Genomic DNA, 13,699 nt, shown 5'->3' with positions numbered 1-13,699 from the left:
TCAGCTTCCTGAACTATTTCATCTTCAACAAAAATCCTTACCCTATATGGTTCCAATGCAGCAGGGTGAACTGTACCCATTGGAATTTCCGTTTCAATAATTTTGCTTCTCGGTACTTTTTCATCCATTTAATCCCCTCTTTAATCCGCATCTAATAATGTAGGTAATAATGATACAACTCCTGCCAAAACATCTTGAGGCCTTACAGCACAACCCGGAACTTTTGCATTAACCGGTATGACGTTTTCAACAGGTCCTTCAATTTCTTCGGATGGAATATCAGCAAAACAATTCTTATAAACACCACCCATTAGAGCACAACTTCCAGCAGCCACAACCAATTTCGGATTAGGAATGGCCTTGTAAATCTCTTCCAATGGCTTTCTATTTAAATGTGTAACAGGACCTGTGACAACTAAAACGTCAGCTTCACGAGGATTCCAAGTTAAGAACACATTATATTGTTCAGCATCAAATCTTGGTGATAAAATTGAATTAACAATTTCAATATCGCATCCGTTACATCCGCCAGTGTAAACCAACATGACATGTATTGCTCTGGCTCTTGAAAATGATTTAATTCCCATCTAATCACCTTCCTCCCTATTTCTCAACACAGTATTATCTGATAAATATTGTGAAATGACTTTAAGCTTTTCATCTGAAATTTTAAATGGTTCAGTCAAATCAAGGTCAACTTCCTGATCTCCAACACAGCTTGGATGGATTGTTCCTTTCTGACCATAAAGTGAAAATATCGGACAGAAATCATGACAATAATAACATACAACGCATTTTTCTAGATTAATTTCAGGTACTTCGCTTTTAATCCAATCATCAGTTAATTTTTTAGGACTGGTTAGCCCTTTCATCTCAATTGCACCTGTCGGACATACATTGGCACAACCTCCGCATCCAATACAAGCTGATTCGTCAACCCTATCATCAACTTCTACTGAAAGAGTGGCGATTTGTTTTCTCAATTCCATGTCAGTAACTCTATCAGCTGCAAAAAAGATTCTTTTAAAGTTAGTAAAAGCTCCTTGTAAAGCTATTTTAAGTAAATTGCTCATTTAAATACCCTCTATTGAATCTTTAAAATTTCTTTCGAATAAGAATGCTTTTGCAGGACATGCATTTTTACATGCACCACAATATGTACATTTATCTTCATTAACAACAAACTGTCCATCGATTTCATCAATTGCATCATATGAACAAGTCTTATGACACAAACCACAATGCATACACAATTGCTGTTCGATGAAATTGAATCCACCAGTAATTTCATTTTTATACATTGTAGATTTAGGTATGGCATCAACCGGACAGTGAACAGCACAATTTTCACATAAGATACATTTATCCAAATCAACGGAAATCTTTCCTCTATGCAGAGTAATTGCATCTTCCTGACAAACTTCACTACATATTCCACAGGAAATACAATCATCAGATACTTTTCCATCCCATGAATAGACCATTACTTGGCGAGCTTTGGCTACATCACAAACTTGAACACATTTTCCACAGGATACGCAGAAACCAGATAATGTAGGTAATTCCACATCATCAATTTCATCATAGATAAACATCTCATCATCTTCATGTAAAATGTGAATCGGACATGCATCAATAGCTTTATCATGAGTAACATTCTCAGTATCAGCTGTTGGATCATATCTTAATTTATTACCATCCCTTTTTTGAGACCCATTTTCACATAAATCTGCACATAAACCACAGTTTAGGCAAGATATGATTGAGCCGTCAGGTTTTTGATTCAACTTATTAATATTTATCTTAAATCCATCAACAGAAATCGCATTATGAGGACATGCTTTCATACAGTTTAGACAAAGAGTACATGTATCTCTATTAACAATTTGTAATCTATTCATTGAACCGTTAGGACATACATCTTCACATAATCTGCATTCACTGCAAATTCCTTCATCCCTATCAATACGTACTTGAATTGCGCTTGCAGGACAATATTGCTGACATCTGCCGCACAATATACATTTCTCTAAATCTGTGCCATAGTAATATCGAGTAACTTCAGTCTTAATATTATCTGTTTTATGTGGAACATCCTTTAAAGGAGGGTCCAATATGTTAAATGACTTGATTAAAGTGATTTGTCTGTCTTTTTCTACCTCATAGCCATCAATACGATTTGAACAGACTTCACTACATACTCCACAACGTGAACAAATACCATATACAATTCCATCTTCAATAGTAATGTTATTGGTTGGGCAGTTGTACATACACATTCCACAGCCATTACATTTGGCTCTGTCTACAACATATCCTCCGTAAATATTGCGGAATATTGCATCATTCGGACAGTTTTTCTGACAAATTCCACAAGTAAGACAACTAAAAGCCTTTCCATTGATAAACTTAATGGCTTTTGTAGGGCATTTTTTAATACAATCTCTTTTTCCTTCACATGTATTAGTTGTTAAAAACATTTTAAAAACCCCTTATTTACTCCTTGCAAATAGTAGTTTGCCTACAAAAATTCCAATTAAAGCAGCTAGAAATGCAGTGGATATCGGTAAATCTGTGTAAAATGGATAATTACCAGATTGCCATGCCACAACAATACCTGCAATAAAAATTACTACAAATGATCCAAGAGTGAAATGAGTATCGCTGACACCAAGTTTAATCTGAGAACCGATAACTAAACCCAATATCAATCCAAATATTATAGGTCCTAAACTTAACATCATTCACTCTCCTCCACAATCTTCTTAAATCCTGCAAATGCAATAACAATTGAGGATAATCCTACAAATACTTTCAAACCAACGAATATATTGAGGTATGGAATTATACCTGCATTAGTAACATCAGGATAGTGGAAAACATTTTGAATAGCTGCAGGAACGATATTTAACACATCAGTACCTACATTATAAAGGTAGAATCCACCAACGAATAAACCGATTAATCCGAAAATGACAAAACCTAATGCACCAACAGATTCAAGAACTTCAATATATGTATGAGACAATTCCAGTGGAGAATTACCTAAACCATAAACAAGTATAGACAATATAATTCCACTAGCTATCATTGCACCACCTTGGAAACCTCCACCCGGAGTTATATGTCCTCCAAGAATGGTCATTATCCCTAAACAAATCAATATGATTGAAATTGGTAAAGATATAAGTTTTAAAATCATGCTGCCTTGACTCATCGTTTATCCCCCAATAATCCTCTACCAAATATAAGCAATACCACCAAACCGGCAGTTAACAATATAATTGATTCTCCTAATGTATCATATGCCCTGAAATCAAAAATTACGACAGTAACCATGTTCGGAGCAATCTGAGTTCCTAATGCATTATATATATTACTTACGCCAGGATTAATTATACTGCTTATGTGGAATACGGCATCTGCCAAAGTAATTGAAAACAATGCAGTCAATATTGCTGCAAGCAAATTACGAACTGTAGCTTTAGACAAGATTACCACCCCAGTACAAGAATACACCAAGTATCGCCAGTGTTACAATTGCATAAAACAACATTTTCTCTAATGAATCATCCTGTTCTATTTTAAATTTAGGAATAAGTGGAATACTAGAAATCAACACAATTGTCAATATCAATGTTACCAAACCTGCAAGTAAAACACTTACATGTCTTAATAATATTGCAGATAGAACCAATGAAACTATTAAGAAAATTTCCGCAGTAACTATACCTGAAACATCCGCATTAGTTACAGGACCTGGTGAAAACAATTTCTTGAATTGTTTTACAATATCAAAAATTTGATCATATAGTTTCATAATATCCCTCCTACAAAGTTAGAAATTCCATTTGTTACAACATCAGGATATACACCGAATGCAATAACAATAATCAATAAAATTCCCATTGCAAAAATCATCGCACGTGGAACTTCCTTATGTTCAACATCCAAATCATTAGGTTTTGGTTTTAAAAACATTGAGTAATATGTTTTTACGAATACTACAAATGTAGCAATACTTACCACAATAGCCAAAATGGATATTTCCGGATATCCACAACTTAAAGAAGCTTGAACAAGCATTAATTTAGATTGGAAACCGCTTAATGGAGGAACACCTGCCATTGCTAGCCCACCAATTAAAAGCATAATACTTACTTTTGGATGGTAAGCTAAAAGTCCACCCAGTTTTCTTGTATCGACTTCATTAGTTGCATTGACTATAGCGCCAAATCCAATGAATAATAATGCAGTAATAGTAATTTCATTCAAAGCCTGGAAAAGACCTGCAGTTATTGAATATTGAGTACCAAGACCAATACCCAGACCAATGAAACCTAATTCTCCAACAGCTAAAAATCCAATCATTCTTCTGAAGTCTGTTTGAGTAAGTGCGAGTGAAACACCTAAAATCATAGCCAAGATAGAGAAGAAGACTATGAGGACTTCAAATATAGGAAGTGTTGAATAGATTCTAAACATGACCAATACGATTGAAATCATGGAAATGACAGTGAATGACTGAAGCAATGCTGCACCATGAGGTTCTGCTTTTGAATAAATTCCAGACTTGATGGTATGGAACGGCGGTAAACCAGAAGCATATAACCAACCGAAGAATATTAATGCGAGTGACATCAAGAATACTGGAGAAGTAACATCAACCAAACCATTGTGAACAGCAGCAGCGATATCGGTAATATTTACGCTACCAGTCATTGCCAATAGGAATCCAATTCCCAGAAGCATCATTGGAGATCCGATTGAACCTAAAATCATGTATTTTAAGGCCATTTCATTACTATAACTAATTGATGAAGCTGCAACTATACCTACTTGTGCAAGAGCCAATATTTCAAAGAACACAAACATGTGGAAAATATCATCAGTCAATAACATTGCAGTCACTGCAGCAGTACCTAAGAACAACAAGAACAGATAAGGTCCGGAAACTTCTTTATATTTAGTTAAATAAATGAAAATAACTAAGAATGTTAAAAGACCAACCATCGCAATAAATATCTGTTGCAAGAATGTGAATGAATAGGTAATTGCCGGATGGAACATCACATTTGTGACATTGTCCAACATAGGTTCATATCCACCAAAGTAATGAAGACCATAGTTAGAAGCAATTGGTATAATCGGAAGACAAATTGCAACAACAAAAGCGAAAATCTTTGTTACTGTGTTGAACCTTGAAAATGCACTAATAAGCAATGCTGCCATCAATGGAACGATAACCATAAGTGGAATTAATTCATTCATTGTATTCCTCCTGTTTTGATGTATCTGCCAGCATTACTTTAGTAGATAAAGTGCCATATTTTTTATATAAAACCATTACTAACGCAAGCATTACTGCCAATGTACTTGCACCAATTACAATACTGGTAAGCACTAAACCGAAAGGCAATGGATAAGCAGCATTAGATGCAAACCATGAAGTATCCATTCCAGGCATTAAAATAGGTACAACACCACCTGCTTTATAACCAATGGCAACAATAAATAAGTTAGCGCCCTCTTCTATAAAACTAATACCAATAATCTTTTTTATAATATTGTCAATGAATATTGCAGAATAAAGTCCAATAATGACTAATGCAACAGACGTAATCAATATTATAAGTTGTACTTGCGCCATCAGCTATCCTCCCTTTGAGTTTTCTTAACAGCCAAAGCAATGAATACAGGAATAATTGCTGCACCAACAATAGCTTGTGTCAAAGCAACATCCGGAGCCAATAAAATTTGGAACAATACGGCCATAGCTCCCCCACAAAATCCTGTTAAGATTGCTGCTTTCAATAAATCTTTTTGAATAAGAGCAAGAATTGCACTTAAAATCATTACAATACCCAATACTAATTCCAACATCTTACTCACCCTCATCAATTTCCAATGTAGTTACTGAAAATCTTTCATCAGCCTTAAGTTTTTCTGAATTTTCACTTTCTAAAGCTTGCATTTTTTCTTTAGGATGTAAAAATGGATGATTTTCATCTACATCTTCAACAATATTCTGTAATTCTGAATTATTTTCTCTATCTTCTCTTTTCCAATAAGCGTTAGCTATTGCATGTGCTGTGAAAGGTGCTAAGATAAAGTAAATTCCAGCAAGTAAAAACTGGCCTAAACCAATCATAGCAATTATACATGCAATATCAAACAAACCTACAATGTGGATTCTTGCATAAACTTTATTCTTGGTATCTTTACCCAGACTTAAGATTCCTATTGCAGAAATTATAATTAAAATAGCTGATATGATAAGAAGGGCTGACTGAATATACTCTATCATTTATCATCCCCTCCCAAAACAACAGCAAAAGCAACAGTACCTACGAAACCAAAGAATATTAATGCTAATGAGATATCCCTAAAAAAATTAAGGTCATAAATACTACCACCAACAAGCAATGCCATTGCAAAAGCAACAACAACTACAGAACTTCCTAAAAGTCCCATTGATGTAGATTTATAAGCACTTGCTCTTAAAGCGGCAAACATCATTATAATTAATGCAATAACCACAAGATATTTTGCTATAAGTAATATTTCCATACTATCTCACTCGATTTCATTAATAAAAAGAAAATATTTATTCCAACATTTTCTTTATATATGGTTCAAAAGGAATAATATCCTCTTTACTTCTTGGAGAAATAGCAGCTACTTTGATAATGTTATTTTCACTGTCCAAATCAACAGACAAAGTACCAGGAGTCAAAGATATACTATTAGCCAATATTGTTTGAGAAACCGGCCTCTCCAAGACAGTTTCAATATCGACAACAATAGGATCAATGTTTCTCCTTAAAACTGAATTAAAAGCAACGTCGATTGTTGCTTTAATCACTTCATAAATAAGAACTACGAAATAAGCAATTCCATAGCCGATTCTAGTCAAAAACATTAAACAAGCTCCATTTCATTATTATGATTAAAAGTCAAAAAAATTGACTTAAATAACATTAATATTTATCATGATTATTTATTATAAATGTATGCTTTTTTAAAAAAACAGATTGAAATCTGTATTAATTATATCAATAGTTATAAAAAAAATAGATAAACGAATATAATCTTTTTAAAGAAAATATATCCCCACCTAAAATTTAAAACAACAAATAACTGAACAATGAGTTTTTAGTAAAATATTATATAATATTAAAAATAAATTTAGTCATACCTAAATAATGGTGTGAATATGGAATTGGTAGAAAAACTGGAACCTATAATAATATTTTCAGCAGTGATTATAGGATTAATATTTTCCAACATACAAATTATTGCAGACAACACAAGTAGCCTAATCAACATATTTTTATGCTTAATGCTTTTCGGATTGTTTTTGGAAGTACCATTGTCCGAATTGAAAAACAGTTTCAAAAACGTTAAGTTTACATCAACCAGCCTGATAATCAATTTCATATGGACTCCTCTATTCGGATATTTCCTCGGATCACTGTTTTTGAAAGGAAACGTTGACATATTAATCGGATTTTTCATGCTCATTTTAACACCCTGCACAGACTGGTACTTGGTATTTACAAAAATGGCTAAAGGAGACCTGCCGTTAAGCCTGTCAATACTGCCAATTAATCTGGTGCTTCAGATTGTTTTGCTTCCAGTATATCTGATATTGTTTTTTTCAAGCGGAAATTCCATGGATTATACACAACTTATGTATTCGCTCATTATAGTTATTGTAATTCCATTCACAGCAGCACAGATTGTTAAATTCATATTAAACAATGAATTAAACGAAAAGGCAGCGAATTTATTCAGTTCACTTCAAATCTGGTTTCTATCACTTGCTGTGTTTTGCATATTTGCATCACAGGGAGAACTGCTATTTGAAAATCTGGATTCAGTATTGACAATATTTGTTCCACTGATCCTGTTTTTCATTGCAAATGCAATAATCGACTTGCTTGTGTCTGAAAAAATTAACTTTAACTATTCGGAATACGCAAGCTTAACAATGACAACATTGGCTCGAAATTCCCCATTGGCACTAGCAATTGCAATTAACTCATTTCCAGGACATGAACTGATATCAATTGCAATGGTCATCGGTCCTTTAATTGAACTGCCAGTACTTTATATCGTGTCAAAATTCTGCCTGTGGATTAAGGATTCAGGACTGTTTTTTGTTTGTAGATTCTAAAACATTGAAATATACTGTTCAAATAATTTAAACAAAATAGGCAAGCGATACATAATTGCAAAAATAACCAATATAAAAATTGAAATCAAACCAAAACGTTTATAAACCTTTTTCGAAGATAATGGAGCAAAAATCTTAATTCCTGCAGGTGTAAAAGAATCCAAGACAATGTGAGAAAATACCCCCAAAAATAATGCCAGCACTATTTCAATATAATTAAAATCCACATCTTTTATAAAAAATAAACTTAAAAAGAACACCGGCAAAAATACGAGCAATAATTTTTTATTTAAAAATAAAAAACTTAAAAGAGCTATCAAAACAGCAATAATCAGATAAGAATTATCCAAAATAGTAAATCCCAATACCAATTCATAACTCCAGATTATTATCAGCGAAACAGCAGAAGTCAACACCAAAGCCCCAAATATTGAATGTGTAAAACTTCTGTGTTCCGAAAAATAGAATGTTATCCCCAAGAATACAATAATCAATCCTACGAAATAAGGTAATTTAAGGATATAAAGTGAAATGAACACTATCAATCCTAAAATAATCAACTTATAAACATGATCTTTTTTAAACTTATGATCAAAATCCGGAATATTTGCACCGATAAATGTTAAAGCAATTAACAGAGGATTGTGAAAAAACATCAATGCGAGCAAAAGTGCAAATACTGAGTGTCCTTTATAAGAAGATATTGAAATCACCTTATATTAATCATTCTTAAATATATTAAAAATAACTTTTCCGAGAGCATGTGAAAAGTAATCGAAGTCATAGCATACAATAATTTATCAAAAGTAAAGAAATTTTCAAAAATCTAAAATTTTAGAATGATATAATAATAGGGAATGTAATAAATATACATTACATAGCCTAATTGGTTATACAAACTATTTTAAAAAAAAAAGGTGAAAAAATGAGAAAAGGTTTAATTGCATTAATTGCATTAATTACAATTTGCATTGCAATTGGTGCTGCAAGCGCAGTAGACTGGAGCTTCAATATTGGAAGTGACACCAACTCAGATGGTGGATCAGTACAAATTAACAACAACGAATTGAAAATACAAGATGAAAAATTTACCATCCCTGACGGATACAAAGAAAACGAATCTGCAAGAGATGTAGGTGCTGATGGCAAAGGTAACTTTGAGGGTGCAAAAGTATCTGTCTGTGAACTTAAAAAAGGAAATGAAACAATATTAATTAAAGTTTTCTTCGCAGATGGTGGAATACATAATATTACAGCACCAGCAAATTCAGAAAATAAAACCATAGGAGGACACGATGGATTTTTAATAACCGATGATGGCTTATTTACTTTTGATTATGGTGTAAACGAAAAAGTAGTTGAAATCGTCGCTTCTAATGAATCTGCTATCGAATCTGTTCTAAAATAAATTCATTTGATTGAGCTCCCACAACCAACGGGAGTTGAATCAACCTTTTTTAAAAAAAATACCCAAATTTAAATCCCAAAGTATGATAAAAAACTTTTCATCTGAAGATAAGACCTCTCAACACTACCCTCACCGACACTAGCAAAAGGAGACAGAACCTCACCAGTTATGGCAGGAATGCCCCTTACATTGCATACATCTTCAACAGCCCCCATATAAGATTCACCAGCGCAGTCCAGTGCAATGATTCTACTGTCAATATCCCTTGCAATATAATTTGCAATCAAAAAGCTTTCTGCAGTTGGAGATTTAGTTGAAAATATTGATTCAAACCCTGGATTTGAATTGAAAGCGGTAGAGTGAAAATCCCCTACAAAACTAATGCCCAACTCTTCAATCTTTTGAATTATGAGATTGCTTAGTGAATTTTTAACATGAGATGCCCTATTTAAATCCAAAGTATTAAATAATCTTTTATTTTCCATTGTCGCCTTTGGAGCAGCAAAAGGAATGAAAAAAACAGTACCATTTATTTTTTTATCAACCAATTCATTTAAAAGTCGAATGTTTGCAATTTGTGAAGGCAATTCATTCCCATGTATTCCCGATAGAATCAAAAGCTTATTTTCACCATGCCCCAACTTAAATATAGGTGTTCCAAAAACAGATTTTTCTAAAATAAACTTATTTAACTCATTTAATTCAATTTGATTGAACACATGCGTATTTCTTGAAATATAACCTCCAGATAAATTTGAAATATAGCTCATTTCCAAATTATCTACACATTCCACTTTTTCAAAATCCATAATAATATTATACATAAACGCTCTTATTTATAAATTAGGGATTAAAGTGAAAAAGTATATTAAAAAATTAATAAGGCTCATAAATTATGAACGGGATGCAGAAATTGACCTGATGACACATGAAATCAGTTCAATGTCAGGACAAAAAAGGGAAGAACTGGGAAGAGCCATCAACAAGGTTAAAGGAAAACGAATGGGCAAAGAATTAGGTCTAGAAATTGTTCAGTTTGGAAGGTCAGACATAATAGATACCGAAATCAGCGTTGGAGACATGGTGCTGATTAGTACAGATAACCCGTTAAGAAGTGATTTGACTGGAACAGTTACTGAAAAAGGAGCCAGATTCATCAAGGTTGCCTTTGATAAAAGAATTCCAAAATGGGCGCTGAAAAAGAAGGTGAGAATAGATCTATATGCAAATGACATCACATTTAGAAGAATGGAAGACAACCTAAAGCATTTAAGTTTAAAGGGAAAAAACGCATTGGAGTACATGCTAACTGACAGAAACCCTAAAAAAGATAGAAAAACCCCTTATATTGATTATATTGATAAAAACTTAAATCATTCACAAAAAATAGCAATAGAACATGGTTTATCATGTGAAAATTTCTTTTTAATTCATGGGCCGTTCGGAACAGGGAAAACCAGAACATTAGTTGAGTTGATATCACAGGAAACCCGGCAGAATCATAAGGTGCTTGCAACCGCTGAAAGTAATGCGGCAATAGACAACATCCTAGAGCGCCTGATGGCAAATAAAAAATTGAATCTGACCAGATTAGGCCATCCGCAAAGGGTTTCAAAAAACAATATCACATATTCTTTAGCGTATAAGGTTGAAAAGCATAAGTTGAATAAGAAAATCAAGAAAATCTACAAAAAAATTGAAAGATTAATCGAAAAAAGAAAGTCCTATACCAAACCGACACCGCAATTTAGACGTGGCTTTGGAGATTACGACATATTATACAATGCATCAAAAGGAAAAGGTGGAAGGGGAATAAGCGCTGAAAAAATGCAGTCCATGGCACAATGGATTGAATATAATCAGGAAATTGATGAACTGCATGCAGACATCAAAAGAATTGAAAATAAAATGATTCGAAATATCGTTGAAGAAAGTGATGTTATACTCGCAACAAACTCTTCAGCTGCACTTGAATCTATTGCAAAAACCAAATTTGATGTTGCAATTATTGATGAAGCTTCACAGGCAACCATACCAAGCGTTCTAATCCCAATTGCAAAGGCGCATAGGTTCATACTTGCAGGAGACCACAAGCAACTCCCCCCAACAATTATAAGTACAAAAGCGGGAGAACTTGAAAATACATTATTTGAAGCCTTAATCAGAAAGTATCCCCACAAATCTCAATTATTAAATGTTCAGTACAGAATGAATAAGCTTTTAATGAAGTTTCCAAATTCAGAGTTTTACAACAACAGCCTGAAAAGTGATGCAAGCGTCAATTCAATCAATATAAAAGACATAATCGGTTCCAATTATAATGAAGAGGCACTTCTTTTTATGGACACTTCACAAATTGAAAAAAATCATGAAAATCACCTGAAGGATTCCAAATCAATAATAAATAAGGCAGAAGCTGAAATTGCTGTTAGCGTTGCTCAGGATTACATGACTGCAGGAGTTAAGGAGGAAGATATAGGAATCATTAGCCCCTATGCAGATCAGGTAAAGATTATCCAGGAAAATACTCCTGTTGAAGTAAAAACCGTTGACGGATTCCAGGGACGGGAAAAGGAAATCATCATCATTTCAACAGTAAGAAGCAATGAACACGGAAACATCGGATTTTTAAATGATTTAAGACGTTTGAACGTTGCAATTACAAGAGCGAAAAGAAAATTAATAATAATTGGAAATAAGGATACCTTAAAAAACAATCCGACATACTCCCGACTGATTGAATTTGTCGAGAGTGAAAATTTACTGATTAAAGTTTAGGTATGCCTAAACTTTATATACTATGAAATACAATTTAATATTAGCGAGTAATATATGAACTCGAAACTCTTAATTGAGGTTTTGATTTTTCAAAATGTCCATATAACTTTCAACCTCAATTATGCCCTCAATTAAGAGTTTTCTTCTGTCAAAACTATTTAAAAACATTATTACCAACAGAATAATGAAATAACTAATTTTAAATTAAATATAAAAAGATTAAAAAATGATAGGTCATCACTCATTTAAATTTTTTCAACTTTTTTATTAATTTTAAATACTATTAACAATATAAGTATATAATGATTATTCATTTTTATTGAAATTAATATGGTGATTTTATGACTGATAAAGTACTTTTAGCATTCAGTGGTGGATTAGATACCTCCGTTTGTGTTAAATTATTAGAAGAAAAATATAATGTAGAAGTTATTACCGCATGTGTAGATGTAGGACAAGGCGAAGAAGAAATGGTAAAAGCAAAAGAAAGTGCAGCTAAAATTGGAGGATTAAAACACTACAATATAGATGCTAAAGAAGAATTCGCCAACGATTACATTGCACGTGGAATCAAAGCAAATGCAGAATACGAAGGATATCCATTAAGTACCGCTTTTGCAAGACCATTAATTGCCCAAAAACTTGTAGAATTAGCTGAAAAAGAAGGAGCAACTGCAATTGCACACGGTTGTACCGGAAAAGGAAACGACCAATTCAGATTCGAAGCAATAATTCTTGCAATGTCCGATTTAGACATCATTGCACCAATAAGAGAAATGAATCTAACAAGAACTGAAGAAAAGGCATATGCAGAATCCAAAGGAATCGAATTAAGCTACGATAAGATTTACAGTATTGATGAAAACCTCTGGGGAAGAGCAATCGAAGGGGACGTCCTAGAAGACCCTGCAAACGAACCTCCTGAAGACATCTACGAATGGACTGCTTCATGGGAAGATGCCAAAGACGAACCGGAAAAAGTATCTATCGAATTTGAAGAAGGTGTTCCTGTAGCCATCAACGGTGAAATGATGCCTTTACTCGACATTATCAAAAAATCAAATGAAATTGCAGGAGCTCACGGAATCGGTAGAGTAGACATCATTGAAAACAGAATGATTGGTATTAAAAGTAGGGAAATATACGAAACCCCTGGTGCAAAATTATTAATTGCTGCTCACCAAGCATTGGAAGAATTGGTTTTCACAACTTCCGAGTTAAGATTTGCCGAATATGTATCCGGACTCTATGCTGAACTTGTCTACAGGGCACTCTGGCAAGAACCTCTAAGAGACGACCTTGATCAAGCAATCGACAAGATGCAAGAAAGGGTA

At 33.4% G+C, this 13,699-nt stretch carries 19 protein-coding genes; 4 read left to right on the top strand and 15 right to left on the bottom strand.

Annotated features, from left to right (window positions below):
* Window positions 1-140: 140 nt before the first annotated feature.
* The 13 genes from QZ143_RS06995 to QZ143_RS06935 are packed head-to-tail and all read right to left on the bottom strand — an operon-like array spanning window position 141 to window position 6,922.
* Window positions 141-587 (bottom strand): NADH-quinone oxidoreductase subunit B family protein, encoded by a 447-nt coding sequence (locus QZ143_RS06995; protein ID WP_292882604.1) that lies wholly within the window; start codon window positions 585-587, stop codon window positions 141-143.
* Complete coding sequence (locus tag QZ143_RS06990) at window positions 588-1,073, bottom strand: 4Fe-4S binding protein (protein WP_292609775.1); 486 nt, start codon at window positions 1,071-1,073, stop codon at window positions 588-590. It lies immediately after the preceding gene.
* The gene (locus QZ143_RS06985) at window positions 1,074-2,480 is read right to left on the bottom strand and encodes a 4Fe-4S binding protein (RefSeq protein ID WP_292609776.1); all 1,407 of its coding nucleotides are present in this window, start codon (window positions 2,478-2,480) and stop codon (window positions 1,074-1,076) included.
* Between the two features lie 12 nt (window positions 2,481-2,492).
* Entirely contained in the window at window positions 2,493-2,744 is a 252-nt protein-coding gene (locus QZ143_RS06980; RefSeq protein ID WP_292882601.1) for an energy-converting hydrogenase B subunit J, read from the bottom strand.
* A complete protein-coding gene (locus QZ143_RS06975; RefSeq protein ID WP_292609778.1) occupies window positions 2,741-3,217 on the bottom strand; it encodes an MnhB domain-containing protein in 477 nt (158 codons plus the stop codon). The genes QZ143_RS06980 and QZ143_RS06975 overlap by 4 nt, the downstream gene beginning before the upstream one ends.
* Window positions 3,214-3,492 (bottom strand): hydrogen gas-evolving membrane-bound hydrogenase subunit E, encoded by a 279-nt coding sequence (gene mbhE / locus QZ143_RS06970; protein WP_292609779.1) that lies wholly within the window; start codon window positions 3,490-3,492, stop codon window positions 3,214-3,216. Before mbhE ends, QZ143_RS06975 begins: the two co-directional genes overlap by 4 nt.
* A complete protein-coding gene (locus tag QZ143_RS06965; protein WP_292609780.1) occupies window positions 3,485-3,820 on the bottom strand; it encodes a hydrogenase in 336 nt (111 codons plus the stop codon). The genes mbhE and QZ143_RS06965 overlap by 8 nt, the downstream gene beginning before the upstream one ends.
* A complete protein-coding gene (ehbF, locus tag QZ143_RS06960) occupies window positions 3,817-5,271 on the bottom strand; it encodes an energy conserving hydrogenase EhbF (RefSeq protein WP_292609781.1) in 1,455 nt (484 codons plus the stop codon). Before ehbF ends, QZ143_RS06965 begins: the two co-directional genes overlap by 4 nt.
* The gene (locus QZ143_RS06955; RefSeq protein ID WP_292609782.1) at window positions 5,264-5,650 is read right to left on the bottom strand and encodes a cation:proton antiporter subunit C; all 387 of its coding nucleotides are present in this window, start codon (window positions 5,648-5,650) and stop codon (window positions 5,264-5,266) included. The genes ehbF and QZ143_RS06955 overlap by 8 nt, the downstream gene beginning before the upstream one ends.
* Window positions 5,650-5,892, bottom strand: a complete 243-nt coding sequence (locus QZ143_RS06950; protein WP_292609783.1) for a DUF4040 domain-containing protein — start codon at window positions 5,890-5,892, stop codon at window positions 5,650-5,652. Before QZ143_RS06950 ends, QZ143_RS06955 begins: the two co-directional genes overlap by 1 nt.
* Window positions 5,885-6,307, bottom strand: coding sequence for a cation:proton antiporter (locus tag QZ143_RS06945; protein ID WP_292882596.1), 423 nt, complete (start codon window positions 6,305-6,307; stop codon window positions 5,885-5,887). The genes QZ143_RS06950 and QZ143_RS06945 overlap by 8 nt, the downstream gene beginning before the upstream one ends.
* Window positions 6,304-6,570, bottom strand: a complete 267-nt coding sequence (locus QZ143_RS06940) for a hypothetical protein (RefSeq protein ID WP_292882593.1) — start codon at window positions 6,568-6,570, stop codon at window positions 6,304-6,306. The genes QZ143_RS06945 and QZ143_RS06940 overlap by 4 nt, the downstream gene beginning before the upstream one ends.
* Window positions 6,571-6,607: 37 nt before the next feature.
* A complete protein-coding gene (locus QZ143_RS06935; RefSeq protein ID WP_292609786.1) occupies window positions 6,608-6,922 on the bottom strand; it encodes a monovalent cation/H+ antiporter subunit E in 315 nt (104 codons plus the stop codon).
* A 294-nt stretch (window positions 6,923-7,216) separates the two neighbouring features.
* Here QZ143_RS06935 and QZ143_RS06930 point away from each other — a divergent pair, with 294 nt between their 5' ends.
* Window positions 7,217-8,179, top strand: coding sequence for an arsenic resistance protein (locus QZ143_RS06930; RefSeq protein ID WP_292882590.1), 963 nt, complete (start codon window positions 7,217-7,219; stop codon window positions 8,177-8,179).
* Here QZ143_RS06930 and QZ143_RS06925 read toward each other — a convergent pair.
* Window positions 8,176-8,892, bottom strand: coding sequence for a metal-dependent hydrolase (locus tag QZ143_RS06925; RefSeq protein WP_292609788.1), 717 nt, complete (start codon window positions 8,890-8,892; stop codon window positions 8,176-8,178). The two genes, QZ143_RS06930 and QZ143_RS06925, sit on opposite strands and share 4 nt — an antisense overlap.
* A 212-nt stretch (window positions 8,893-9,104) precedes the next feature.
* Between QZ143_RS06925 and QZ143_RS06920 the strand changes: the two genes are divergently transcribed.
* The gene (locus tag QZ143_RS06920) at window positions 9,105-9,587 is read left to right on the top strand and encodes a hypothetical protein (RefSeq protein WP_292882586.1); all 483 of its coding nucleotides are present in this window, start codon (window positions 9,105-9,107) and stop codon (window positions 9,585-9,587) included.
* A gap of 68 nt (window positions 9,588-9,655) precedes the next feature.
* On the opposite strand, the gene QZ143_RS06915 is transcribed toward QZ143_RS06920, so the two are convergent.
* Window positions 9,656-10,396: a succinylglutamate desuccinylase/aspartoacylase family protein gene (locus QZ143_RS06915; protein WP_292609790.1), complete on the bottom strand. Its 741-nt coding sequence runs from the start codon at window positions 10,394-10,396 to the stop codon at window positions 9,656-9,658.
* Window positions 10,397-10,442: 46 nt separating this feature from the next.
* On the opposite strand from QZ143_RS06915, the gene QZ143_RS06910 reads away from it, so the two are divergent.
* Both QZ143_RS06910 and QZ143_RS06905 read left to right on the top strand, forming a co-directional pair.
* Window positions 10,443-12,365 carry an IGHMBP2 family helicase gene (locus tag QZ143_RS06910; RefSeq protein ID WP_292609791.1) on the top strand — a complete coding sequence of 641 codons (1,923 nt, stop codon included), beginning with the start codon at window positions 10,443-10,445 and terminating at the stop codon, window positions 12,363-12,365.
* A 341-nt stretch (window positions 12,366-12,706) separates the two neighbouring features.
* A partial coding sequence (locus tag QZ143_RS06905; protein WP_292882582.1) for an argininosuccinate synthase occupies window positions 12,707-13,699 on the top strand: 993 nt, incomplete at its 3' end.

It is taken from the genome of Methanobrevibacter sp. UBA188, assembly GCF_905234905.1.
In the GTDB taxonomy this organism is placed as follows: domain Archaea; phylum Methanobacteriota; class Methanobacteria; order Methanobacteriales; family Methanobacteriaceae; genus Methanocatella.
This window is presented reverse-complemented; position numbering and strand designations above follow the sequence as displayed.